Genomic DNA, 24,115 nt, shown 5'->3' with positions numbered 1-24,115 from the left:
GGCAGGGCCGGACGGTACGGAGACCGAAGCCTATATGCACCTGCATGCGCCGGTTTGCCGACCCCGCGGTGTGTCATCCGAAGGCGTCGCGCAGCGCCGGCAGCAGCGTCTTCTCCGACCAGTCCAGATACGCCGGCTGCGACTCGCCGCCGATCTGCACCAGGGCGACCTCGGTGAAACCGGCCTCCACGTACGGCCGCACCGCTTCCACGAAGTCGTCCGGGTCGTCACCGCACGGGATGGACGAGGCGACGTCGTCCGGGGTGACGTACTGGGTGGCCGCCTCGAAGGAATCCGGGTGCGGCAGCTCCGCGTTGACCTTCCAGCCGCTGCCGAACCAGCGGAACTGCGCATGGGCGCGCCTGACCGCCGTGTCCCGGTCCCGGTCGTGGCAGACGGGCAGCTGGCCGACGCGCGGCCTGCCCTCGCCACCGTGCCGGTCGAAGGCCTCCAGCAGGCCCGGTTTCGGCTCGGTGGCGATCATCAGGTCGGCGAGCCTGCCCGCGAGCGCGCAGGACTGCTCGCCGGAGACGGCGACACCGATCGGCGGCGGCTGGTCCGGCAGGTCCCACAGGCGGGCCGAGTCCACGTCGTAGTGGGTGCCGTGCCGGGTGACGTGGCCGCCGTCGAAGAGCGCCCGGATGATCCCGATCGCCTCCTCCAGCATCTCGTGCCGGATGTCGACGGACGGCCAGCCGCCGCCCACCACATGCTCGTTGAGGTTCTCGCCGGAGCCCAGCCCGAGCCGGAAGCGGCCCTCGGAGAGCAACTGCATCGTCGCCGCCTTCTGCGCCACCACCGCCGGGTGGTAGCGGAAGGTCGGACACGTCACGTACGTCATCAGCGGAATCCGCCGCGTCGCCTGGGCCGCCGCGCCCAGCACACTCCACGCGTACGGCGAGTGCCCTTGCGAACGCAACCACGGAAAGTAGTGGTCCGAGGTCACCGAGAAGTCGAAGCCCACCTCCTCGGCGCGCACCACATGGTCGACGAGATCACGCGGGCCGGCCTGCTCGGTCATCATCGTGTATCCGATTTGCACCATGGGGCCCGAGTCCCCGCCCCAAGGTCGGGAAAACGACTCGTCCGTGCTTCGGTCACGCGGGTAGGAATGCCGCCATGACGACTCGCGCACTGCCTTCCAGCCCGCCCGCGTCCCAGGGCGTCGACGCCTCCGGAGTGCATGCCTTCCTCGATGCCCTCGACGCCGACCCCGCCATCGAACCCCACAGTCTGATGATCATGCGGCACGGGCGGCTCGTGGCCTCCGGCTGGTGGGCGCCGTACACCGCGGAACGCCCGCACCTGCTCTACTCGCTCAGCAAGAGCTTCACCGCCACCGCCGCAGGTCTCGCCGCGGCCGAGGGGCTGCTGCGGCTCGACGACCCGGTGCTCTCCTACTTCCCCGAGCTCGACGCCGACGTCACCGATCCGCGCAGCCGCGCGATGCTGGTCCGGCACGTGGCGTCGATGGCCAGCGGCCACGATGCCGAAACGTTGGACCGGGCGCGCGCACTCGACCGCGACAACCTCGTGCGGGGCTTCCTGCGGCTGCCGCCGGACCGCGATCCGGGCACGGTCTTCGCGTACAACCAGCCCACCACCTACACGCTCGCCGCCATCGTGCAGCGTGTCACCGGCCAGTCGCTCACCGACTACCTGCGCCCCCGGCTGTTCGACCCGCTCGGGATAGGCGAGGCGGCCTGGCAACGCGACCGGTCCGGGCGGGAACTGGGCTTCAGCGGGCTGCACGCCACCACGGACGCGGCACTCCGGCTCGGCCTCCTGTACCTGCAGGGCGGTGTGTGGGAGGGCGAGCGGCTGCTGCCCGAGGCGTGGGTGGCCGAGGCGACCCGGACGCAGATCGCCACCGCGAGCGGCCCCCTGACCGGCTCCGACTGGGGGCAGGGCTACGGCCTGCAGTTCTGGATGTCCCGGCACGGGTACCGCGGCGACGGCGCGTACGGGCAGTTCTGCCTGGTGCTGCCCGAGCAGGACGCCGTCATCGCGACGACCGCGGCGACCGTGGAGATGCAGAAGGTACTGGACCTGGTCTGGGAGCATCTGCTGCCCGCGTTCCGGCCCGGTCCGCTGTCCGGCGCCGAGCAGGCCGACGCGGCGCTGGCCGAACGGCTTGCGGGGCTCGCGCTGCCGCCGGCCGCGGGCAAGCCCGCACCGCCGGAACGGACGGAGGACTGGTCCGCCGTCGTCCTCACCCCTGACGACTCCTCGCCCGCCCGCCTGCGCGGGGAGACCTCCGTGGAGGTGGCGGCGGGCGCGGACGGTGCGCTCCTCACGCTCGTCGAGGACGGTCACCGTCTGGAGCTGCGGCTGCCCCGGGACGGTTGGAGCGTCGCCGAGGAGCCGGTCCCGACCGCCGTGAGCGGCGGCTGGACCGACGCCGGCACCCTGGAGGCGGAGGTGGTCTTCCTGGAGACGCCGCACCGGCTCGCGGTCACCTGCTCCCTGCCCGAGCGCACCTTCACCGCGCACTGGCGCACGGAACCGCTGACCCCCCTGCCGCTGCGCGCCATGGGCGCACCCCGGCGCTCAGCCTGATGAGGGCTCCCGGAAGCTGTTCAGGGCGAGGCCCAGGGCGCGGCGGTTGGACGCGTCGTCCCAGTCGGCGGCCGGGGCCGTCCAGCGCAGGGAGTAGCCGCGGTTGTCGCCGATGAGGAAGCCGCGGCCGAAGGTGCGGACCCGGTTGTCGCCGGTGCCGGTGAGCCACTCCATCTCGGCGGCCTCGCGGCCGCGGTGGGTCGTCGCCCGGATCTTGCCGATCCTGCGGTAGTCGCCGGCCCGCTTCAGGCTCGGCTCGACGTCCCGCCAGACGGTGACCGGGTCCGGGCCCACCCGCTCGCTGTAGGTGACGGCGAGCGTGCGGGGGTCGCCCTCGGCGCCCAGGGTGACGCGGTAGGCCAGGTCCGAGACGCGGTCGGTGCGCAGCGGCCGCCAGCCCTCGGGCACGGTGACGGAGAAGCCCTCGGGGGCGTCGTAGCGGGCGAAGCCCGCGGGCAGGGCCGTGCGGGAGGGGCTGGGGGAGGGCGAGGGGGTGGCGGACGGCTGCCCGGACGGCGAGCCGGACGGCGCGGGGGTGCCGGACGGCGTGAGGGTGCCGGACGGCGATTGCGGTGACGGCGTGGCCGAGGGCGCCGGGCGCGGCTTCGTTCCGCTCGCCGAGGGGTCGGAGCCGTCGGGCAGGCCGCCGGTCACGGCGAGGGCGGCGCCCGCCACGGTGATCACGGCCAGCGCGGTGCCGCCGACCATGGCACGCCTGCTCCAGCCCGGTGACGCCAGGCAACGGCCGCGCAGCCGGGGCTCCGGCACGGGCTCGGGTTCCTCGTCCAGGGCGCGCAGGAGCGTCTCGCGCACCACCGGGCGGGTCAGCCGTTCCCGGGAGTCCTTGCGCAGCAGCCCCTGCACGGCCCGGGTGAGCGGCCCGCTGCGCACCGGCGTGCGCAGCGGAAGCCGGTCCACCCCCTTCAGCGTGGCCTCCGGGCGGCCCCGGTCCCGGAACGGCGGGCGCCCCTCCAGCATCGTGTACAGGAGCGCGCCCAGCGCCCACAGATCGGCGGCCGGCCCGATCCGCTCGTCACGCGCCTGCTCGGGGGAGGCGTACGCGGGTGCGGACAGCCGGGGCGCAAGGGTGGCACCGGCCAGACCGAAGCCGGTGACCACCACCGGCCCCCGGTCCCGGACGTACACCTGGCCCGGGCTGAGTTCGCCGTGCGTGATGCCCTGGGCGTGCGCCGCCTCCAGCACCTCCAGCAGCTCCAGGCCGATGCGTGCGGCCCGCGCGTAGTTCAGTGTGCCGTGCCCGGCGAGGACTTCGCCGAGCGGCGTGCCCTCGATCCACTCGGTGACGATCCACAGGTCGCCCGACTCCTCGACGGCGTCGACGACTTCGGCGACCCGGTCGGGCAGTGCCAGGCCCATGCGCTCGGAGGTGCGCACCACGCGGTCGGTGACCCGGCGCGCGCCGTCGCCGGGCGGTTCGTCCGGCAGCCCGATCTGGGTGACCAGGCAGGGCCGTTGCACCCTCACGTCCTCGCCGTACCAGCACACCCGGTTCGTCTCCCGGTGGACGACCTGGACCAGCCGGTATCTTCCGGCGACCGACTCGGGTGTGGAGACGTGTGCCTTGACCATGGTCATCCCTCGCTGAACCGCTGGCTCTCACCTTTCCCAGAGGTACGCGGGGGGTGACGGGGTGTGTTCAAGCGCGCGCCGAACCGGACGTTCACAGATCGCGCCGCACCAGGAAGTCCAGCAGTGATCGCAGCTCCCCGGCCGCCTCCGTCGCCAGCGGTACGCCGTCCAGGGCGGCCTCGGCGAGGGCTGTCTGCCGACGGGCCTCGGCCGACGCGGCCGCCCGTCCGCCGGCCCGCTCGATCAGTGCCGCCGCGGCGGCGGGATCCGTCCCGGATTCCAACAGCCGGGCCAGACGCGGGGCTTCGGGCGAGTCGAGCGCGACCAGGACGGGGAAGGTCCTCTTGCGCTCGCGCAGATCGCCGTGGACGGGCTTGCCGGTGACGGCCGGCTCGCCCCAGACCCCCAGCACGTCGTCGACGGCCTGGAACGCGATCCCCAGGTGCCGCCCGGCTCGGTCCAGGGCGGCGGCCGTGGCGGGCGGCGCGCCGCCGAGCACGGCCCCCAGCGCGAGCGCGCAGCCCAGCAGCGCGCCGGTCTTGTGCTCGGCCATCGCCCGGTACTCCGCCGGCCGCACCCGCTCCGGACCGGTCCACGGACGGGACGCGAACAGCAGGTCGTCCGCCTGCCCGCGCACCAGGTCGCCGAGCGCCCCCGACAGGATGCGTACGGCGTCCGCGCCCGCCGGTGCCGTGGCGAGCGTCTCGACGGCGAGCGCGAACAGGGCGTCGCCCGCGAGGACGGCCGGGCCCGTGCCGTACGCCTTCCACACCGTGGGGCGGCGACGGCGTGCCGGGTCGCCGTCCATGATGTCGTCGTGCAGCAGGGAGAAGACGTGCACCAGCTCCACCGCGACCGCCGCGGTCGTCCCGGCCCGCTCGTCACCGCCCACCGCCTCGGCGCCGAGCACGGCCAGCGCCTGCCGTACGCCCTTCCCGCTCGAGCCCGTGGCCGGCGCGCCGCCCACCTCGCACCAGCCGAAGGAGTACGCGGCCATCTCGCCCACCCAGGGATGCAGCCGGCCGACGGCCTGCTGCAACGCCGGGCGGACCAGGGTCCGGCAGCGGTCGAGGACGTGGTGGGCCGTCGCGGGCGCCGCGGAGGAGAGCGCCGTCACCGTACGGCCTCCGTCCGCAGGCCCAGCTCGTCCTGGGCCCGGTCCGCCATCTGCTGCGCGTGCCGCAGCCCGATCCGGCCCAACGTCTGTGCCAGCTCGGTCAGTTCGGTGCTCGTCGCGGCCCGGTCCCGGCCCAGCCGGGCCCGCGACTTGACGAGGCCGAGCCGGGACAGGGCCTCGCCGCGCGGTTCGCCCATGGCGCGGAACTCCGAGAGCGCCAGCTCGTACAGGTCCCGGGCCTCCTCGTAGCGCCCGGCCCGGTACAGGACGTTGCCGCGCATCTTGTGGTTGTAGGCGAGCGCGCTGGACAGGTTCATCGCCCGGCAGGCCGTCTCCGCCTCGGACAGCAGGCGCAGGGCCTCCGTGGTGTCGCCGTCGCGCACCGAGACGATGTCGGCGAGCCCGCGCAGCGCCCAGGCGTGCCCGCGCCGGTCGTCGGCGCGGGCGGCGATCTCGGCCGCCTCCTCGAACAGGGCGTACGCGGTGTCGTAGGAGCCGGTGTTGCGGTGGATCTGCGCGATGCCCTCCAGCGCCCACACGGTGTGCCGGGCCTCGCCGCGCCGGCGGGCCTCCGCCAGCAACTGCTCGTGGAGCCGGCCGACGGCCTCGTAGTCGCCCTGGATCCGGCCGGTCTCGGCCAGCCCGGCCAGCGAGTACCCGCGCACGACGACGTCGCCGCCCAGCTCGCCGAGGTCCGCGGCGAGCCGGAGCAGCCGCCGGGCCAGGGCGAAGGAGCCGCGCTGCCGGGCGAGCGTGCCGCCGCTCCACAGGGCCCAGGCCATCGCCGCGGTGTCGCCCGCCTGCCGGGCCGCGCGGTAACTGGCCTTCCACGCCCGGTCCGCCTCGCCGATCCGGCCCAGCCTGCGGTGCGCCTCGGCGACCGCCAGCCCCGAACGGGCCGCCTCGCCGTGCCGTCCGGCCCGTTCGGCGGCCCGCAGCTCCTCGGTGCCGGCGGCCAGTACGTCGGTCAGCGAGGAGTTGACGGAGAGAGTGGCCAGGGTGCCCTGGTACTCGGGGGCGAATGCCTTGCCGTACATGGATGCCTCTCGATCCATATACACACCATCTCTACATCGCGTGTATACATGATGTGTATAGAGCGTCGGAAACCGGCCCCGGCCCACAGGGGCCGGGGCGGTGTCATCTGTTGTCGGTCTAGACGTGGGCCGGGCCGGGAGGGTTGCGTGTGAGGCGTAGATCACCTCACGGGGCGTCAGTGCTGCTGCGCCTTGTGCGGAGTCGCCTCGCTCGGCCGGACGACGACGAAGCCCTCACCGCTCAGCATCAACTGCACGGCCTCCCCGGAGCCGCCGCGCAGCATCGACCCGATGGACTGCGAGCGGTGCAACGAGGTCTGCAGACCCGCGCTCCAGCCGACGACCGCGTCCGTGTCGACGTACACCGGATACTGCGCCGAGACCGGGATGACCAGCGGACTGCCCTCGCACACCAGCCCCAGCCGCCCCTGCCCCGTGAAGACGCTGTTGAACAGCCCGCCCCCGGTCATGCCCGCCCCCTTCACCGTGGCGATCCGGTACGACAGGGAGGCGTCGAAGCACAGGACGTTGCGGCCGTTGACGGTGAACTCGTCACCGGGGTCGATCTCGACGACGAAGCAGTTCTGCGCCTCGTGCGCGAACCAGGCCTCGCCCTGCCCGCGCACCGCCATCAGCGGCAGCCCCTCGCCGGTGACCGCACGCTTGAGCATGCCGCCCACGCCCTGGCCCTTGCGCTCGAACTGGAGGTTGCCGCGGTAGGCGACCATCGCCCCCTGGCGGGCGAGCATCTCGCCGCTCACCGTGTACCTGATGCACTTGGAGTTCTCGACGGTCATCCCCGGCGCGGTGGCGGGCTGGACTACGTACTCACTGGAAAACAGATCACCCTTCATGGAGGCATCGTGTCCCGGAGGCATGCCCTCCGACCAGCACCCGTCGCCGGATCAGGCGCCGAAGACCTGCGTCCAGTACGTGCCGGCCCGGCCGCCGCCCGCGAAGCCGACGCCCATGTGGGTGAAGTCGGGCTTGAGGATGTTGGCCCGGTGGCCGGGGCTGTTCATCCAGCCCTCGACGACCTCGGCCGCGGAGCGCTGGCCGCAGGCGATGTTCTCCCCGATCGAACGGCGGTCGGCGCCCGCGGCGGCCGCCCGGTCCCAGGGTTGGCTTCCATCGGGCGAGGTGTGGGAGTAGAAGGCGCGCGCGACCATGTCCGCGCTGTGCGCCTGCGCGGCCGCGGTGAGGGCGGGATCGACGGCCAGCGGGGGCAGTCCGGCCCGGGCGCGCTCGCGATTGGTCAGCTGAACGACCTCGGCGGCCGTGCGGGCCAGTCCGTCCGCGGTGAACGGCCGCGCCCACAGGGCCGTCCAGTACACGTCCCCGGAACGGCCGGCGACGTGCCCCAGGCCGGCATGGGTGAAGGCCGGGTCCTGAAGGGTGCGCCGGGCCCGGTCGGTGCGCAGGCAGTAGTCGACGAACTCGGCGGGCGTGCGCGGGCCGGAGACGAGGTGCTCGCCGACGGTGAGATAGGCGAATCCGGCCGCGGTCACGCGCTGGTGCACGGAGACACCGTCACGGCCCTCCCCGCCCAGGCGCCCGGCGGCGGCCATCTCCGCCGCGTGCTGCCGGGCTGCCGAGCTCAGCCGGGCGTCGAGCGCGACCGCCGGTGAACCGGCTCTGGAGCGGGCGGAGTTGACCAGCCCGAGAAAGCCGTCCGAGTCCGCCGGGGGAGGGGCGGGGGGCTGCTGCGCGGGCTCCTCCTCCGCCACCTCCACCCCGAAGTCGCGGGCGAGACCCGCCAGTCCGTCGGCGTACCCCTGGCCGAGGGCCCGCAGTTTCCAGCCGTCGCCGCGGCGGTAGATCTCGGCGAGCAGCAGGACCGTCTCCTGCCGTGGGCGCGGTGGCGCGAACCGGGCCAGCGGGCGGCCGTCCGGGCCGGTGACCTGGAGGGCCGGGGCGGGCAGCCGGGCCAGGGCGGTGCCGGGGTCCGCGGCGCTGACCACGACCGTGACCCGGGCGGCCCCCGCGCGCAGGTGCGCCGGGATGACGGTGAGGGTGTCGCCGCGCAGCCGGGCGCCGGGAGCGGCCGGCTGGTTGTAGAACACGAAGTCGCCGTCGCCGCGGACCTTGCCGCCCTCGTCCGTGATCAGCGCGGACACGTCGAAGGGGCCGGGGACCCGGACGGCCACGGCTCCGCCCGGGAGGGGCACATTGCCGCCGGGGACCAACTCGCTCATCGGGCCGTCCTGGTGGTGCGCGTTCCGGTGGGGGATGTCCGGAGAACGCGCACCGGCGGACAAGGGTTCCCGCCCGGCCGCGCGGGCTCAGTCCAGGGGTACGGCCGGAGCGGCGTCCTCGTGCCGTTCGATGGCCGCCGCTCCGCGCGGCGCCTTGGTCCGCTTGCCGCAGAACGCCGACTCCAGCGTGCCCAGCATGGTGGTGTGCAGCCTGCCGTTGTTGGAGGCGTTGGCGAACGCGGCGAGCGTGCGCCTGCCGTCCTTGGAGCCGAACGCGTACGTGTAGTAGCCCTGCACGGCGCCGGTGTGCCCGTACACGGAGACACCGCACGACAGATCGCGCCGCCGCAGCCCGAGCCCGTAGGCCTGGCCGGTGCCCGCGGGCACCCAGCGCCGCATCTCCTGGAGTTGTGCGGCGGAGGTGAGCCGGCCGCCGAGGAGGGCTGACAGGAAGGTGTTCAGGTCGCGCGTGGTGGAGATCAGCGCGCCCGCGCTCTGCGCCCAGGACGCGGTCTGCCGCGTGGCGTCGACGAGCGGGGCCCCGGCGGTGTCCGGGGTGAGGTAACCGCGGGCGTAACGGCCCGGGAGCTGGGTGCTGGGATGCAGGTAGAAGGTGTCGCTCAGCTCCAGCGGTTCGATGATCCGGGTGCGGTACTCGGTGGCGAGGGAGTGTCCGGTGACCTTCCTGATCAGCATCCCGGCGACGACGAAGTTGGTGTTCGAGTACCGGTACGCGCCGCCCGGCGCGGTGGTGCGCGGCTTGCGCAGGGAGCGGTTCACCAGGTGGCGCAGGGTGAAGACCTTGGTGCGGACCGCCTCGAAGCCGGACACCGAGGCGGCGAACATGTCGCCCGTGTAGTCGTACAGGCCGCTGCGGTGGCTCAGCACGTGCCGTACGGTGATGCGGTCGTCCGGGAGCAGGCCGGGCAGATAGCGGTTGACCGGGGCGTCGAGCCGGATCTTCCGCTCGTCGACCAGTTGCAGCAGCACCACGGCCGAGAAGATCTTGGTGACGCTGCCGATGCGGAACCGGTCGGCGGTGCCGATGGACCGCAGGGTGGTGCGGTCGGCGACGCCGGCGGCCGCCACCGCGATCGTGCCGTGGTCGTCGACGCGGGCCGTCGCGCCGGGCGCGCCCTGCCGCAGGGCCGTGCGCAGGTCGGCGCGGAGAGCCGTGAGGTCGGGCTCGGGCTGCTGGGGTGCCGCTTGCGCCGGCACCGGCAGGAGGGAGAGGAGGACCGCCGCCCCCAACGCCGTAGCCTTGCCCACCGTTGCTGAGACCATCCGAGTCCTCTCCCGCTGCGTCTGACGCGCCGTCACGGCGGTACGAATGACGCACAGTATGGCCAGCGGGAGAAGAGAAAATGGCCATTTAGTACTTTTCGGGCATGGCTCGCGGGTGCGGACGACGCGGCGGGCGGACTCAGCCGGACGCCGTCGGCTCCGGCTCGATCAGCCCCTCGCGGTAGGCGATCGCCACCGCCTCCCCGCGGCTCGCGGCGCCCAGCTTGGCGAGGATGTTGGAGACGTGCACGCTCGCCGTCTTGCCGCTGATGAACAGCTCCTCGCCGATCTGCCGGTTGCTCCGGCCGAGGGCCAGCAGCCGCAGCACGTCCTGCTCCCGGGCCGTCAGCGGCGAGGTGCGGTCCCCGGCGGACGACGGGGGCGACAGCCGGCCCCGGCGGATCAGGGCGTCCGCCCGTTCCAGCAGGGGCAGCGCACCCAGCCGCGCCGCCGTCTCCCGTACGGCCGCCGCCTCGACGGCCGCCTCCTCGCGCCGCTCCGCCGTCAACAGGGCCTCTGCGTACCGCAGTCGGCAGCGCGCCGTCTCGTACACGTCCCCGGGACCGAACGCGGCCACCGCCGCCGCCCAGGCCTCGACGTCCGGCCCGGAGACGGCCCGCGTCCACTCGGCCTCGGCGCGCGCCAGCCAGGCGACGCCCTCCGGGCCCTGCGGCGCACGGTTCGCGCCCCGCGCCGCCGACGCCCGCGCGGGCTCCACCAGTTCCGTCGCGGTCTGCGCCCACCGGCGTGCCCCGGCCTCGTCGCCGCTCAGCCGCAGCTCGGCCGCCCGGTCGGCGACCGCGGACAGCGCGAGGGCGGCGAGCCGCACCGTCACATCGGGCGGAGTGCCCGCCGGGTCGGTGAGCGCGGCGACGGTGGACCGCATCCGGTCGACCGCCTCCTGCGCATCACCCCGCAGCGCGGCGGCGTCGGTCAGCACCACGCCCGCGACCAGCGTGCCCAGCCAGTCGAACGGCCCCTGGAGCAGCGCCCGGGCCCGGTCCACGGCCGTCAGGTCGCCGCGGGCGAGCATGACGTACCAGGCGGGCCCGGAGGCGTAACCGCCGGAGGCGGGCAGCACCTCGGCGTCGGCCGCCGCCTCGCGGACGCACTCGTCCCAGCGGCCCAGCGAGAACAGCACGAGCAGCCGGAGATAGCGCATCTCCAGCGGATACGGGGCGGACAGCATGCCCGCCCGACGGGCCCGCTCCAGCCCCTCGGCGAGCCACGGCAGGCATGCCTCCAGGTCGTCGGCCTCGAAGTGGCCCATGGCGACGTGGAAGACCGCGCGCAGCTCCACCGGCGCGTTGCCCGACCGGCGGGCCAGGTCCCGCGCCTTCACCAGCCGCTCGCGCCCCTCCGGGGTCTGCCGGCCGCCCTTCTCCAGGATCGCCAGCGAGACGAGCAGGTCGGCCTGCGCGTCCGGGACCCGCAACTGCTCAGCGGCCCGCAGGGCCTGGCGGGCGACCCGCAGCGCGGTCTCGTCCTCCCCGATCTGACGAGCCACCAGCACATGGGTGGCCGCCGCCCACACCCAGGTGGTCGACGGGGGCTCGGCGGGGATCAGGGCGAGGGCCTCGCTGCTGTGGGTGAACGCCGCGGTCAGGCTGTCGACGCCGAGCAGATTGCCGGCCAGGGTGTAGCGGACCCGGGCGGCCAGCTCCGAGTCGGCCTCCTGGTCGACGCCCGCGAGCGCGGAACGGGTCAGGGCCACCGCCCGGTGCGCGTCACCGGCGTGCGCGGCCGCGGCCGAGGCACGCAGGGTGAGCATCACCCGGTCGGTGCCCTCGCCCGAGGGGCGCGCCGACGGCTCCACCGCCGACCACAGATCCAGCGCCGTCTCCAGGTGCCGTAGCTCCTCTGCGGGCGCGCCGACCCGTTGGGCATGGTCGGCGGCCTCCAGGGAGGCGGCGAGTGCCGCGGCCGGTTCGTGGCTCTCCCGGTGGTGGTGGGCGCGCTCGGCGGCGGTCTCGGCGCGGCGGGGCCGCTCGGCGAGCAGCCGGGCGAACGCGCCGTGCAGCCGGGCCCGTTCGCCCGGGAGGAGATCGGCGTAGACCGCCTCGCGCGCGAGAGCGTGCCGGAAGGAGTACGTGCCACCGTCGCCCGGGACCAGCAACTGGCGCCCCACGGCCTCCCGCAGCGCCGCCTCCAGCTCCTCCTCCGGCAGGCCCACGGCCTCGCGCAGCAGGTCGTCCTCGACGCGACGCCCGGCGACGGCCGCGGTGCGCAGCACCTGCTGTGCGGTGGCGGACAGTTGCTCGAACCGCAGCAGCAGCACGTCCGCCAGCCCGCTGGGCACACCGCCGGCCTCGGTGTCCGTGGCCGCCAGCAACTCCTCGGCGTAGAAGGCGTTGCCCTCGGCCCGCTCGACGATCCGGCTGACCGTGCCCTCCGGCAGCGGCCGCTCCTGAAGGGCCCGCACCAGCCGGGTCACGTCCGCGTCGGGGAGCGGGCGCAGCTCCAGGCGCTCGACCGCGGGCAGCCGCACCAGCTCCGCCAGCAGCGGGCGCAGCGGGTGACGCCGGTGCAGATCGTCCGCACGGTACGAGGCCAGCACCGCGAGCCGCTGGCCGGCGGCCCGGCCCAGCACACCACGGCTCAGCAGGAACCGCAGCAGGTCCCGGGACGACTGGTCCGCCCAGTGCAGGTCCTCCAGCACGAGCAGCAGTGGCGCGACGTCGGCCAGGTCCGCCAGCAGCCCGGCCATGCCCTCGAACAGCCGCAGCCGGCCGCCGTCGGCGTCGGTGCCCGCGCCCAGCATCCGGTCGACCACCGGATGCGCCGCCAGCACCTGAGCGAACCGCGGCTCCCCGGCCAGCACCCCCAGCACCTCGGTGAACGGCAGATACGGCAGACCGACGTCCCCGAGGTCGACACAGTGCCCGCAGAGCACCGTCATGCCGTCCCCGGCGGCCACGGACGCGACCTCGTCGAGCATCCGCGTCTTGCCCACCCCGGCGTCCCCGGCGACGAGCACGGCCCGCGGCTCCCCGCTCCGGGCGCGCGCCAGCACGCCCGTCAGCCGGGCGAGTTCGTCGTCCCGGCCGACCAGGGGAGAGGAGGAGATGATCTGCGCCATGCCCTCATCCTGGCACGTGCCTCCGACAGCCCCTGGTGAGAGGGGTGGGCGGACCGACAGCAGGGGTGCGGGGAACTGCACGACGCGTCACCGGAGCTGTCGGTTCGGATTCCTGGGCGCCCCATGACCCCCGAGCCCGGTCGTCCGGCCGTCCGTCAGGCGGGGTCCGGTGCGGTGAGGGAGGCGAGGGCGGCATCGAGGCGGCGGCCGGCCTCCTCGGCGACCGGGCGCAGGGCTTCCAGCCCGGTGAGGGTGACCATCGTGTCCGGGTCCAGGGCCTGGACGGCGGTGCGGTCGCCGTCGGCGCGCACCACCACGTTGCACGGCAGCAGCAGGCCGACCGTGCGGTCGGTGTCCAGCGCGCGGTGGGCGAGGGGCGGGTTGCAGGCGCCGAGGATGACGTAGTCCTCCATGTCCTCTGCGGCGCGGCCCAGCTTGGCCTTGAGGGTGGCGGTGACGTCGATCTCGGTGAGGATGCCGAAGCCCTGGGCGGCCAGGGCCTCGCGGACCCGGCCGACGGCGGTGGCGAAGTCGGTGTCGAGGCGGACTGTGCGGTCGTAGCGCATTGCGGTGGCCCTTTCTGCGGTACTCGTGCGGTGTTCCGGGGGTCTCCCGGCCCTCGAAAATACCCCCCGGGGTACCTATGCTACCGTCGAAGTCATACCCCCAGGGGTAATTCTTCACTGGAAGGGAGTACCTCGTGTTCTTCGTCGACACGATCGAGGTGCCAGGCCTCGGCAACCGCAGCTATCTCGCGGGCGGCGAGCGGACGGCCGTGGCCGTCGATCCGCCGCGCGACTTCGACCAGGTCCTCGCGGTGGCCGTACGGCGCGGTGTGCGGATCTCGCACGTCGTGGAGACCCACGTGCACAACGACTACGTCACCGGCGGCCTGGAGCTGGCCAGGACCGTCGGTGCCGCCTACCTCGTGCCCGCCGACGCCCGCGTCTCCTTCGCACGCGTGCCGGTGCGCGACGGCGACCGCGTGGAGGTCGACGCGGGCCTGACCCTGCGCGCGCTGGCCACACCCGGCCACACCCCGCACCACACCTCCTACGTGCTGGAGGACGCCGGCGAGTCGGTCGCGGTCTTCACCGGCGGCTCACTGCTGATCGGCACCGTCGGCCGCCCTGACCTCGTCGAACCGCGCATGACCGAGCGGCTGGCCCGGGCGCAGCACGCCTCCGCCCACCGGCTGGCCGGCGAACTGCCCGACGAGACCCCCGTGCTGCCCACCCACGGCTTCGGCAGCTTCTGCTCCTCCGGCCAGGCCGAGGGCAGCGACACGACCATCGGGAAGGAGAAGGCCTCCAACGAGGCCCTCCTGCGGGACGTGGACACCTTCGTCGCCGACCTGCTGGCCGGCCTGGACGACGTCCCGGCCTACTACGCGCACATGGGCCCCGCCAACGCCGCCGGGCCCGCCCCCGTCGACCTGACCCCGCCCGCCGTGGCCGACGCCGAGGAGATCGCCGCCCGGCTGGAGGCGGGGGAGTGGGTGGTGGACCTGCGCCGACGGGTCGCGTTCGCCGCCAGGCACGTGTCCGGCTCGTTCAACTTCGAGGCGGACGGGCAGCTCGCCACGTACCTCGCCTGGCTGATCCCGTGGGGCAAGCCGGTCACCCTGCTCGCCGAGTCCGCCGAGCAACTGGCCGCCGCCCAGCGCGAACTCGTCCGCGTCGGCATCGACCGGCCCGCCGCCGCGGCCACCGGCGGCCCCGCCGACTGGGTGCGCCAAGGAGAGACACCGGCCTCCTTCCGCCGCGCCACCTTCGCCGACCTCGCCGAGCGGCACCCGGCGCAGGGCGTGGTCGTCCTCGACGTCCGGCGTGACGCGGAGCGCGCGGACGGATACGTCGACGGCTCGGTCCACATCCCCGTGCACACCCTGCCCCGCCGCCTCGACGAGGTGCCCGGCGGAGAGGTGTGGGTGCACTGCGGCGGCGGCATGCGGGCCGCCATCGCCGCATCGCTCCTCGACGCCGCGGGCCGCGACGTCGTCGCCGTGGACGACTCCTTCGACGCGGCCGAGCAGGCCGGCCTCGTCGTCCGGAAGCAGGCGGCATGAACACCTTCCGACCGGACCCGCCGCGCCTGACCGTGCAGGAGGCCGCCGCACGTACTGGAGCGGTTTCGCCGGATGCCCGCGAGGGACTGGCCGCCGCGCGCTGCGGAGCGGTCGCGGTGGGTGTCCGTGAGGGGCAGGGCGTCGCGCGTACTGGAGCGGTCGCGGTGGGTGTCCGTGAGGGGCAGGGCGTCGCGCTCACCGGAGTGGTTTCGCCGGATGCCCGCGAGGGGCGGGCCGTCGCGCGTACTGGAGCGGTTGCGGTGGATGTCCGTGAGGGGCAGGGCGGCGCGCTCACCGGAGCGGTTTCGCCGGATGCCCGCGAGGGACTGGCCGCCGCGCGTACCGGAGCGGTCGCGCCGGATGTCCGCGAAGGGCAGGCCGTTGCGCGCGACGCAGCGGTCCTGCTCGACGTCCGTGAGCGGTACGAGTGGGAGGCGGGGCACGCGCCGCAGGCCGTGCATGTGCCGCTCTCCGCGCTGATGGCCGGGGCCGCCCCTCCGGCCGGGTCCCTGATCGTGATCTGCCGTTCCGGCAACCGCTCCCGGCAGGCGGCCGAGCTGCTGACGGCTCGTGGCGCCGAGGCCGCCGACGTGATCGGCGGGATGCGGGACTGGGCCGCCGCCGGGCTGCCGGTGGTCACCTCGGACGGCGGAAACGGCACCGTGGCGTGAGCGCTCTCCTCCTCGCCCTGACCGCCGGGGCGCTGATCGGCCTGGCGCTCGGCGCGCTCGGGGGCGGCGGTAGCGTGCTCGCCGTGCCCGCCCTGATCTACCTGCTCGGCTTCACCCCGGTCGCGGCCACCACCGCGAGCCTGATCATCGTCACGCTCACCTCGGCCGCCGCGCTGTTCGCCCACGCGCGCGACGGCCACGTCCGCTGGCGTACCGGGCTGCTGTTCGCGGCGGCCGGGATCGGCCCGGCGATGCTGGGCGGTGCGCTCGCCGGCCGGCTCCCGCCGGCCGTCCTGACAGCCGCGTTCGCCTTCGTGGCGGCCGTGGCGGCGACCCGGATGCTGCGGACCGGCCCGGCCCCCGGCGCTCCGGCGCCCGTACGGCCGGGGCGTGCCGCGGCCACGGGGGCCGGTCTCGGCGCCGTCACCGGGGTCCTGGGCGTGGGCGGCGGCTTCCTCGCCGTACCGGCACTGGTGGGGGCACTCGGCCTGCGGATGCGGGCGGCGGTGGGTACGAGCCTGCTCGTCATCACCGTCAACTCGCTGGCCGCGCTGGTGATGCGGGCCGGCCCGGCCGACGCGCTGGACTGGGCGGTCGTCGCGCCCTTCGCCGGAGCCGCGATCCTCGGCGCCTGGGACGGCGGACGGCTGGCCGCGAAGGTCTCTGCGGACACGCTCCGGCGGATCTTCGCGACGGTGCTGCTGGCCGTCGCCGCGTTCATGCTGATCGACGCGGTGAGCCGATGAACCGCGGTCCGCGGCTCACGCCAGCGACAGGAACAGCCGCTCCAGGCGCGCCCGCAGCTGCTCGGCGTCCTCGCCGCTCTTGCGGCCGGACTCGATGTCCGCCACGCACTTCTGCAAACCGGTGGCGATGATCGCGAAACCGGCCCGGTCCAGGGCTCGGGACGCGGCGGCGAGCTGCGTGACGACGTCCTCGCAGTCACGCCCCTCCTCGATCATCCGGATCACACCGGAGATCTGACCCTGCGCCCGGCGCAGCCGGTTGAGCACGGCCTTCAGCTCCGCACCCGCAAGCTCCAGTTCCACAACCACTCCTCAAAAATACCCCTAGGGGTACTGTACGTCCCGATTCGGGACCACGTCGACCACCAAGGATCACACCTGTCATGACCAACACCCCCGTCGCCCTCGCCGCCGAGCAGGCCCGCACCCGGCTGCACGAGCTCACCGTCATCGACGTGCGCACCCCGGGCGAGTACGCCTCCGGCCACCTGCCCGGCGCCGTGAACGTCCCGCTGAACCACCTCCGGCGCGCGCTGCCGGAGATCCGGCACGCCGCCGAGCGCGGTGACGTGCTCGTCGTGTGCGCCTCCGGAGCCCGCTCCGAGAACGCCTGCAGGCTGCTGGCCGAGCACGGCATTCCGACGGCCACCCTCACTGGCGGCACCGCCGCCTGGGCCTCCGACGGCCACGACCTGCACACGCCGGCCGCCTGCGACACCCGCTCCGGCTGGAGCATGGAGCGGCAGGTGCGCTTCACCGCCGGCGCGATCGTCCTCCTGGGCCTCGCGCTCGGCTTCCTCGTGCACCCGGCCTTCCAGCTCCTCGCGGCGGGCATCGCGGGCGGTCTGGTCTTCTCCGCGCTCACCGACACCTGCGGCATGGCCGTCGTCCTCGGCAAGCTGCCGCACAACCGGCCGCGGGCGGCCGATCTCGACGCCGCGCTCGCCGAACTGCGGGGCCGCTGACGTCGAGGACATACCTCGGTGGGCACCGGGGCGGGGATGTGGCCCAAGGCCCGTCCCCGTCTCCCGTACCTGGAGCAGCCATGGTCGGAGAGTGCTCCGAGCACGCCGTTCGCGGCCGGATCAGCTTCGCCCGACCTCCCGCTCTGCCGCCCCCGCCTGTGTCAGCAGCAACTCGGCCAGGCGGCGGGCCTCGTCGGCGGTGAGTGCCGCCCACACGCCCGGTTCGCCGCCCTGGTCCGGGCCCACGTCCAGCGCGACGCGGTTGATGGGCCGGTCCGAGAGCGCGAGACGGAGCCGGTGGACGGTGATGCGGCGTCCGCAGCCGGTCACGAGGGCCGGTTCGCCTTCGTTCCTCGTCATCATGCCCACGCCCCTTCCGACGGCTGCGGTCCGGCGGTCGTCGGGTGACGCCCGTACGCCCGGCCTCGTATCCGGAACAGCGCCGCGGGGGCCGGGATTCTTCCCGTCCTACCGGCGCGACGAGGACGCCTGGGACTAGGGAAGACTGGTGCCACGAACGTGTCCGCAACACAAGGAGGCAGCCGGAATGACACGCCCGATCACGACCGGGGTGGACGGATCGCAGGAGAGTCTCGCGGCACTGGGCTGGGCCGCCCGCGAGGCGGTCCGCCGCGGGCTCGCCCTGCGTGTGGTGCACGCCTGGCGGTTCCAGCCGCACGAGGCGATCGAGGCGGCCGACCCGGACACACAGGCCGCGTGGGCGCGCGAGGCCGTGGCGGAGACCGTGCGCGGAGTGCGCGAGAAGCATCCTGGCCTCGAGGTGTCCACCGACGTCCTGGAGGGCAGCCCCGTGGACACCCTGGCCGCCGCGGCGGCGGACGCCGAGATGCTGGTGCTCGGCTCGCGCGGTCACGGAGCGGTCGTCGGCTTCCTGCTGGGCTCCGTGGGACAGCAGGTGATCGTGGAGGCGGCCCGGCCGGTCGTCCTGGTGCGGGCCGGGGACAAGGCCTCCGACGAAGTGGCCGGGCGGGAGATCGTCGTCGGCCAGCAGGGCGAACCCGAGGACAGCGCCGAGACGATGCGCTTCGCGTTCGAGACCGCCGCGGCACGCGGCGCCTCCGTCCGGGCCGTCCGCGCCTGGACGCTGCCGCCGCTGTTCGCCTACAGCCCGGCCTCGTTGAAACTCCTCGACGAGGCCGGCGGCCTGGAACCGTACGAGAAGAAGGCGCTGGCCGCCGCGCTGGAGCCGTGGCGGGAACGCTTCCCCGACGTGCACGTGACCGAGCACGTGGAGATGGGCAGCGCGGGCCAGGTACTGCTGTCGGTGGCCGCACACGCCCAGCTCATGGTCGTCGGGCGGCGCGCCCGCCGTACGGCCGTGGGCTCCCGTATCGGCTCGGTGGCGCACGGCGTGCTGCACCACGCGGGCTGCCCGGTCGCGGTGGTGCCGTCGGCCTGAGTCAGCCGGCGGCCTCGGAGGCCTCCGAGGCCTCGGCGCCCTGCGCCTGCATGGCCTGCACGGTCTCCGAGGTCGGCTGGAGTGTCTCGCGCGCCCTGGGCAGGATGTTCTTGATGTAGTCCTCGACGGCCGTGTCCAGGCCGATGTCGTGCTGCGCGCGCTCGGACAGGTACCAGCGGTGTTCGAGCAGCTCGTGGTAGATCTCGGCGGGGTCCATCGAGCCGCGCAGCTCCAGGGGCACGGCCCGCACCGTGGGGCGGAAGACGTCGCGCACCCAGCGGTGGGCGAGGACCTCGGGGCGGGCGGCGAGCGGGTCGCCCGGGGCGTGGTCGTCCTGGGTGGCCATCCAGCTCTCCAGGTCGTTGAGCAGCCGCCGGGCCTGGTTCTCCTCGGCGTCCAGGCCCGTCAGGCGCAGCAGTTGGCGCTGGTGGTGACCGGCGTCGACGACCTTGGGCACGAAAGTGACCGAGTCGCCGTTGGAGGAGTGCTCGATCTGCATCTCGGCGACGTCGAAGCCGAGGTCGTTCAGCCGGCGTATCCGGCGCTCGATGTAGTGGTACTTGCCGGCCGGGTAGACGGAGGTGCGGGTCAGCTCCTGCCACAGGCCCTGGTAGCGGGCGCAGATCTCGGTGCCGAACTCGATCGGGTCCACCGAGGGGTGCAGCGCCCCGGACGCCTCCAGGTCGAGCAGCTCGCCGCTGATGTTGACCCGGGCGAGGTCGAGGTCGTAATCGCGCTGGCCGTCGCTGAGTCGGGGGTGCAGGTCGCCGGTCTCGGCGTCCACCAGGTACGCGGCGTACGCGCCCGCGTCGCGGCGGAACAGCGTGTTGGACAGCGAGCAGTCGCCCCAGGCGAAGCCGGCCAGGTGCAGCCGCACCAGCAGCACGGCCAGGGCGTCCATCAGCCGGTGCATGGTCGCCGGACGCATCGTCGTCTCGAACATCGAGCGGTACGGCATCGACCCGCCCAGGTGCCGGGTGACCAGCACCGACTCCAGCGGGGCGCCGTCGGTGTCGACGCGCCCGGTGACCACGGCCAGCGGATCCACCGCGGGGATGCCGATCCGGTCCAGGTCGCGCAGCAGCTCGTACTCGCGCAGCGCGGGCCGCTCGGCCAGTTCCTTGACGGCGATCACCTCGGCACCGGCCCTGGCGTAGCGCACGACGTGCCGGGAGATGCCGCGGGGGAGCGGTACCAGGTATTCCTCCGGCCACTCCTCCAGGGGCAGCTGCCACGGCAGTTCCAGCAGGAGCGCGGGGTGCTCCGGGTTGGTCGCGCTGATCTGCAGGGCCATGGGCGGTGTGTCCTCGTCTCGGGGGTGATCGCCGGTGGTGTCGGCCGGCGGTGGTCGTCGGCGGTGTCGGCCGGTGGCGATCGCCGGTGATGATCCTCACCTCACCCTAAAGGGCCCGCTCCCGTGCCCGAAGCGCCGCTTCACGGACCGGACCGCGGTACAGAGGACCGTGCCCCGGCAGCAGCAGGTCGCCTTCCAGCCCGGCGAGCACGTCCAGCGAGGCGACGGCACGGGCGCGCTCGTGATGGAACATGTCGGGGAGCAGGTGCGGTCCCTCGATCCGGGACGTCGGGTGCCCGCTCGCCAGCGCGTCACCCGCGATCAGCGCCCCGGTCTGCGGCAGATGGAAGGCGCAGTGCCCGTCGGTGTGCCCCGGCGTGAACACCGGTACGGGCCGTCCGGGCAGGTCCAGCGGGCCCCCGGTCGGGAACGCCCGCGCGACGGAGACGGGCACCTTCGCCGTGCCGCCGGACCGCAGCGCGTGCACCGCCCACGGCAGGACTCCCGGCCGCAGGCCGTTGCGCAGGACCTGGCCGACGGACACCTGGTGCAGGAACTCCCGCCGGGCGTGCGGCACTTCGGCCTCGTGCAGCAGTACCGGCGTGCCGTACGCGGCGCGCAGGAACTCGGCGGATCCCAGGTGGTCGTTGTGCGCGTGCGTGATCAGCACGGCCGCCACCGCCTCCGGCGAACTCCCCACCTGCGCAAGGGAGGCGAGCACCCGCTCCCGGTCCCCTGGATACCCGGTGTCCACGAGGGTGGCCGCGTCCCCCTCGGTGAGGATCACCCAGTTGGTGTTGCTGCCGTGCACCAGGTAGGTGCCGTCGGCGACTTGGCGTACGTCTGCCCGCATGATCGTCCTCTGTGATGAGGTCTGTGCCCGACGGGGCACAGCAAAGCAGACGGGGGAGCGGTGCGGACGGGGGAAGGACTGCCTCCGGCACCGTCGCCGGAGGCAGCCCCCGCGCGCAGCCGAGGCGGCCGCCTCAGTCGCCTCAGTGCACGCCGTGCGGGCGGAACTGGATGCTGATGCGCGGACCCGCGGCGCGGGCCGTCTTGGGGATCGCGTGCTCCCAGGTGCGCTGGCAGGAGCCGCCCATCACGATCAGGTCGCCGTGGCCCAGCGCGCGGCGCACGGTGTCGCCGCCGCCGTGCGCCGGGCGCAGGAGCAGGTCGCGCGGTGCGCCCACGGAGAGGATGGCGACCATCGTGTCCTCGCGCGCGCCCCGGCCGATCCGGTCCCCGTGCCAGGCGACGCTGTCCCGGCCGTCCCGGTAGTAGCAGAGCCCGGCCGTGGTGAACGGCTCGCCCAGCTCCTCGGCGTAGTGAGCGGACAGCGCGGCGCGCGCTTCCTCCAGTACCGGGTGCGGCAGCGGGTCGTGGGCGCCGTAGAACGCGAGCAGGCGGGGGACGTCGACGACGTGGTCGTACATCGTGCGGCGCTCGGCGCGCCACGGCACCCGGGTGGCGAGGTGGTCGAACAGCGTGGCCGAGCCGGACAGCCAGCCGGGCAGTACGTCGATCCAGGCGCCGCGGGTGAGCCCGGTGCGGCGGATCCCGTCGAGGGGGCCGAGCCGGAGCCGGTCGGCCTGGTCGAAGAGGGAGCCCTGGAGGTGCGTGGTCATGGATCCAGCGTACTCCGCATTCGAAAAGATGTTCCCATTCGGATACGGCTCTTTCGATACGTCGGTGTATCGGATACATTCCCGTATCGAACGGAGGTGGGGGAATCGAACAGAGTGCGGAGGGCGGGACATGGCGGTCGAGGGGACCACGGGACGCGTCACCAGGCGTCGTGTGCGCACCCGGGCCAACCTCCTCGACGCCGCCTTCGAGGTGTTCGCCGCCAAGGGCTTCGGCCGGGTCTCGATCGAGGAGGTCTGCGAGGCCGCCGGCTACAGCAGAGGCGCCTTCTACTCGAACTTCGCCAGCCTCGACGAGCTGTTCTTCGCCCTGTACCGGCAGCGCGCCGACCTGATCGCCGAGCAGGTCGCGGGCGCCCTCGCCCTCGACGGCCCCGGCCTCGACGTACCGCAGTCCGTGGACCGGGTCACCGACGTGCTGCTGCTCGACGTGGACTGGCTGCTCGTCAAGACGGACTTCCTGGTGCACGCAGCACGCGACGCTGCCGTCGCCCGGACCCTCCTGGACCACCGGGAGCGACTGCGCCGGACGATCGAGCACCGGCTCGCCGGGCTCCCCGCCCTGCCCTCGGTGCTCGGCGGCGCCGACGGCGCCGCCCGCGCGGTCGTCGCCGCCTACGACGGCGTCACCACCCAACTGCTGCTGGACAAGGACGTCGACAGCGCCCGCGCCTGGCTCAAGCAACTCCTCACCGCGCTGCTGACCGACGGCAGCGGCAACCCCGAATAGGAAGGGAAGGTCGCATGGACGCCGATGTCATCGTCGTCGGAGCGGGCCTCGCGGGCCTGGTCGCCGCGCACGAACTCACCAGCAGGGGCCGCCGGGTCGCCCTGGTCGACCAGGAGAACGCCAACAACCTCGGCGGACAGGCATTCTGGTCCTTCGGCGGACTCTTCCTCGTCGACTCCCCGGAGCAGCGCCGCCTGGGCATCAAGGACTCCTTCGACCTGGCCTGGAGCGACTGGCAGGGCAGCGCCGGATTCGACCGGGTGGACGACGAGGACTCCTGGGCGGTGCGCTGGGCGCGCGCCTACGTCGAGTTCGCGGCCGGGGAGAAGCGGTCCTGGCTGGAGGGGCACGGCATCAAGTTCCTGCCCACCGTCGGCTGGGCCGAGCGCGGCGACCTGCGGGCCCACGGCCACGGCAACTCCGTGCCCCGCTTCCACATTGCCTGGGGCACCGGCACCGGCATCGTCGAACCCTTCGTCCACCACGCCAAGCAGGCCGCCCGCGACGGGCTGCTCACCTTCCACCACCGCCACCGGGTCGACGCCCTCGTCATCGAGGAAGGCACGGCGCGCGGGGTGCGCGGCACCGTCCTCGCCGAGGACAACTCGGCCCGCGGCGTGAAGTCCAGCCGCGACCCCGTCGGCGACTTCGAACTCACCGCCCAGGCCGTCATCGTCACCACCGGCGGCATCGGCGCCAACCACGACATCGTCCGCCGCTACTGGCCCGAACGCCTCGGCACACCCCCCACCGAGATGGTCACCGGCGTCCCCGCCTACGTCGACGGCCGCATGCTCGACATCAGCGCCGAGGCGGGCGTCCGCCTGGTCAACCGCGACCGCATGTGGCACTACACCGAGGGCCTGCAGAACTGGGACCCCATCTGGCCCGGCCACGGCATCCGCATCCTGCCCGGACCGTCCTCGATGTGGTTCGACGCCCTCGGCCGCCGCCTGCCCGACCCGTGCCTGCCCGGCTACGACACCCTCGGCACCCTCAAGTACCTGCGCACCACCGAGGACATCGCCGGGTACGACCACTCCTGGTTCATCCTCAGCCAGAAGATCATCGAGAAGGAGTTCGCGCTCTCGGGTTCCGAGCAGAACCCCGACATCACCGCCAAGGACCGCGTCGGCTTCCTGAAGGAACGGGTGCTGGGCAAAGGCGCCCCGGGCCCCGTGGACGCGTTCCTGCGCAAGGGCGCCGACTTCGTCACCGCCCCCGACCTGGAGCGGCTCGTCGAGAAGATGAACGCGCTCACCGACAAGCCCCTGCTCGACGCGGCCGAGGTGCGGCGCCAGATCGAGGCCCGCGACCTGCAGATCGCCAACCCCTACAGCAAGGACGCCCAGGTGCAGGGCATCCGCAACGCCCGCCGCTACATCGGCGACAAACTCGGCCGCGTCGCCACCCCGCACCGCATCCTCGACCCGGCGGCCGGCCCGCTGATCGGCGTCAAGCTGCACGTCCTGACCCGTAAGACCCTCGGCGGCATCCAGACCGACCTCGACTCCCGCGCCCTGGGCCTCGACGGCCAACCGGTCGAGGGCCTGTACGCGGCCGGCGAGGTCGCCGGTTTCGGCGGCGGCGGCGTCCACGGCTACAACGCCCTGGAGGGAACCTTCCTCGGCGGCTGCCTCTTCTCCGGCCGGGCGGCGGGACGGGCCGCGGCCCGACAGACCGGCTGAGACCGCGCCCGGCAGGGCCCGCGCCCGGC

22 protein-coding genes are annotated in these 24,115 nt (G+C 73.9%); 8 read left to right on the top strand and 14 right to left on the bottom strand.

Going from position 1 to position 24,115, the window contains the following annotated elements:
- Positions 1 to 73: 73 nt before the first annotated feature.
- Positions 74 to 1,045, bottom strand: a complete 972-nt coding sequence (locus ICC28_RS30140; protein ID WP_188291920.1) for an LLM class F420-dependent oxidoreductase — start codon at positions 1,043 to 1,045, stop codon at positions 74 to 76.
- Positions 1,046 to 1,119: 74 nt separating this feature from the next.
- Here ICC28_RS30140 and ICC28_RS30135 point away from each other — a divergent pair, with 74 nt between their 5' ends.
- Positions 1,120 to 2,559 carry a serine hydrolase domain-containing protein gene (locus tag ICC28_RS30135; protein WP_188291919.1) on the top strand — a complete coding sequence of 480 codons (1,440 nt, stop codon included), beginning with the start codon at positions 1,120 to 1,122 and terminating at the stop codon, positions 2,557 to 2,559.
- On the opposite strand, the gene ICC28_RS30130 is transcribed toward ICC28_RS30135, so the two are convergent.
- The 8 genes from ICC28_RS30130 to ICC28_RS30095 all read right to left on the bottom strand — a co-directional run bounded on the left by ICC28_RS30130 (position 2,551) and on the right by ICC28_RS30095 (position 13,427).
- On the bottom strand, positions 2,551 to 4,155 hold the full coding sequence (locus ICC28_RS30130; protein ID WP_188291918.1) for a serine/threonine-protein kinase: 1,605 nt from the start codon (positions 4,153 to 4,155) through the stop codon (positions 2,551 to 2,553). The genes ICC28_RS30135 and ICC28_RS30130 overlap by 9 nt on opposite strands.
- Positions 4,156 to 4,240: 85 nt before the next feature.
- Positions 4,241 to 5,266 carry a polyprenyl synthetase family protein gene (locus tag ICC28_RS30125; protein ID WP_188291917.1) on the bottom strand — a complete coding sequence of 342 codons (1,026 nt, stop codon included), beginning with the start codon at positions 5,264 to 5,266 and terminating at the stop codon, positions 4,241 to 4,243.
- Entirely contained in the window at positions 5,263 to 6,303 is a 1,041-nt protein-coding gene (locus ICC28_RS30120; RefSeq protein WP_188292031.1) for a tetratricopeptide repeat protein, read from the bottom strand. Before ICC28_RS30120 ends, ICC28_RS30125 begins: the two co-directional genes overlap by 4 nt.
- Before the next feature lie 176 nt (positions 6,304 to 6,479).
- On the bottom strand, positions 6,480 to 7,157 hold the full coding sequence (locus ICC28_RS30115; protein ID WP_188291916.1) for an AIM24 family protein: 678 nt from the start codon (positions 7,155 to 7,157) through the stop codon (positions 6,480 to 6,482).
- Positions 7,158 to 7,208: 51 nt separating this feature from the next.
- Positions 7,209 to 8,498 carry a CAP domain-containing protein gene (locus ICC28_RS30110; RefSeq protein ID WP_188291915.1) on the bottom strand — a complete coding sequence of 430 codons (1,290 nt, stop codon included), beginning with the start codon at positions 8,496 to 8,498 and terminating at the stop codon, positions 7,209 to 7,211.
- 87 nt (positions 8,499 to 8,585) lie between these two features.
- Positions 8,586 to 9,782, bottom strand: coding sequence for a serine hydrolase domain-containing protein (locus ICC28_RS30105; protein WP_188291914.1), 1,197 nt, complete (start codon positions 9,780 to 9,782; stop codon positions 8,586 to 8,588).
- Positions 9,783 to 9,921: 139 nt separating this feature from the next.
- Positions 9,922 to 12,861 carry a helix-turn-helix transcriptional regulator gene (locus ICC28_RS30100; RefSeq protein ID WP_188291913.1) on the bottom strand — a complete coding sequence of 980 codons (2,940 nt, stop codon included), beginning with the start codon at positions 12,859 to 12,861 and terminating at the stop codon, positions 9,922 to 9,924.
- Between the two features lie 155 nt (positions 12,862 to 13,016).
- Positions 13,017 to 13,427: a DUF302 domain-containing protein gene (locus tag ICC28_RS30095; RefSeq protein WP_188291912.1), complete on the bottom strand. Its 411-nt coding sequence runs from the start codon at positions 13,425 to 13,427 to the stop codon at positions 13,017 to 13,019.
- Between the two features lie 134 nt (positions 13,428 to 13,561).
- Here ICC28_RS30095 and ICC28_RS30090 point away from each other — a divergent pair, with 134 nt between their 5' ends.
- The 3 genes from ICC28_RS30090 to ICC28_RS30080 all read left to right on the top strand — a co-directional run bounded on the left by ICC28_RS30090 (position 13,562) and on the right by ICC28_RS30080 (position 16,346).
- The gene (locus ICC28_RS30090) at positions 13,562 to 14,929 is read left to right on the top strand and encodes an MBL fold metallo-hydrolase (protein ID WP_188291911.1); all 1,368 of its coding nucleotides are present in this window, start codon (positions 13,562 to 13,564) and stop codon (positions 14,927 to 14,929) included.
- 326 nt (positions 14,930 to 15,255) lie between these two features.
- The gene (locus tag ICC28_RS30085; RefSeq protein ID WP_223189912.1) at positions 15,256 to 15,600 is read left to right on the top strand and encodes a rhodanese-like domain-containing protein; all 345 of its coding nucleotides are present in this window, start codon (positions 15,256 to 15,258) and stop codon (positions 15,598 to 15,600) included.
- Complete coding sequence (locus tag ICC28_RS30080; protein ID WP_188291910.1) at positions 15,597 to 16,346, top strand: sulfite exporter TauE/SafE family protein; 750 nt, start codon at positions 15,597 to 15,599, stop codon at positions 16,344 to 16,346. Before ICC28_RS30085 ends, ICC28_RS30080 begins: the two co-directional genes overlap by 4 nt.
- Before the next feature lie 15 nt (positions 16,347 to 16,361).
- On the opposite strand, the gene ICC28_RS30075 is transcribed toward ICC28_RS30080, so the two are convergent.
- The gene (locus ICC28_RS30075) at positions 16,362 to 16,649 is read right to left on the bottom strand and encodes a metal-sensitive transcriptional regulator (protein WP_188291909.1); all 288 of its coding nucleotides are present in this window, start codon (positions 16,647 to 16,649) and stop codon (positions 16,362 to 16,364) included.
- 80 nt (positions 16,650 to 16,729) lie between these two features.
- Here ICC28_RS30075 and ICC28_RS30070 point away from each other — a divergent pair, with 80 nt between their 5' ends.
- On the top strand, positions 16,730 to 17,311 hold the full coding sequence (locus tag ICC28_RS30070; RefSeq protein ID WP_188291908.1) for a rhodanese-like domain-containing protein: 582 nt from the start codon (positions 16,730 to 16,732) through the stop codon (positions 17,309 to 17,311).
- A 120-nt stretch (positions 17,312 to 17,431) separates the two neighbouring features.
- Here the strand turns inward: ICC28_RS30070 and ICC28_RS30065 are convergent, their stop codons facing one another.
- The gene (locus ICC28_RS30065; RefSeq protein WP_223189895.1) at positions 17,432 to 17,674 is read right to left on the bottom strand and encodes a hypothetical protein; all 243 of its coding nucleotides are present in this window, start codon (positions 17,672 to 17,674) and stop codon (positions 17,432 to 17,434) included.
- A gap of 184 nt (positions 17,675 to 17,858) precedes the next feature.
- Here ICC28_RS30065 and ICC28_RS30060 point away from each other — a divergent pair, with 184 nt between their 5' ends.
- Positions 17,859 to 18,731 (top strand): universal stress protein, encoded by an 873-nt coding sequence (locus ICC28_RS30060; protein WP_188291907.1) that lies wholly within the window; start codon positions 17,859 to 17,861, stop codon positions 18,729 to 18,731.
- A 1-nt stretch (position 18,732) separates the two neighbouring features.
- Here ICC28_RS30060 and ICC28_RS30055 read toward each other — a convergent pair whose 3' ends face one another.
- From ICC28_RS30055 to ICC28_RS30045, 3 genes are all read right to left on the bottom strand, one after another.
- The gene (locus tag ICC28_RS30055) at positions 18,733 to 20,025 is read right to left on the bottom strand and encodes a DUF4032 domain-containing protein (RefSeq protein ID WP_188291906.1); all 1,293 of its coding nucleotides are present in this window, start codon (positions 20,023 to 20,025) and stop codon (positions 18,733 to 18,735) included.
- A 106-nt stretch (positions 20,026 to 20,131) separates the two neighbouring features.
- Positions 20,132 to 20,878 carry an MBL fold metallo-hydrolase gene (locus tag ICC28_RS30050; RefSeq protein ID WP_188291905.1) on the bottom strand — a complete coding sequence of 249 codons (747 nt, stop codon included), beginning with the start codon at positions 20,876 to 20,878 and terminating at the stop codon, positions 20,132 to 20,134.
- A 142-nt stretch (positions 20,879 to 21,020) separates the two neighbouring features.
- On the bottom strand, positions 21,021 to 21,650 hold the full coding sequence (locus tag ICC28_RS30045) for an alpha-ketoglutarate-dependent dioxygenase AlkB (protein WP_188291904.1): 630 nt from the start codon (positions 21,648 to 21,650) through the stop codon (positions 21,021 to 21,023).
- A gap of 130 nt (positions 21,651 to 21,780) precedes the next feature.
- Here ICC28_RS30045 and ICC28_RS30040 point away from each other — a divergent pair, with 130 nt between their 5' ends.
- Both ICC28_RS30040 and ICC28_RS30035 read left to right on the top strand, forming a co-directional pair.
- Complete coding sequence (locus ICC28_RS30040; RefSeq protein WP_188291903.1) at positions 21,781 to 22,398, top strand: TetR/AcrR family transcriptional regulator; 618 nt, start codon at positions 21,781 to 21,783, stop codon at positions 22,396 to 22,398.
- A gap of 14 nt (positions 22,399 to 22,412) precedes the next feature.
- Positions 22,413 to 24,086: an FAD-binding dehydrogenase gene (locus tag ICC28_RS30035; protein WP_188291902.1), complete on the top strand. Its 1,674-nt coding sequence runs from the start codon at positions 22,413 to 22,415 to the stop codon at positions 24,084 to 24,086.
- Positions 24,087 to 24,115: the final 29 nt, after the last annotated feature.

The organism is Streptomyces sp. TRM68416, assembly GCF_014596915.1.
GTDB lineage: Bacteria > Actinomycetota > Actinomycetes > Streptomycetales > Streptomycetaceae > Streptomyces.
This window is presented reverse-complemented; position numbering and strand designations above follow the sequence as displayed.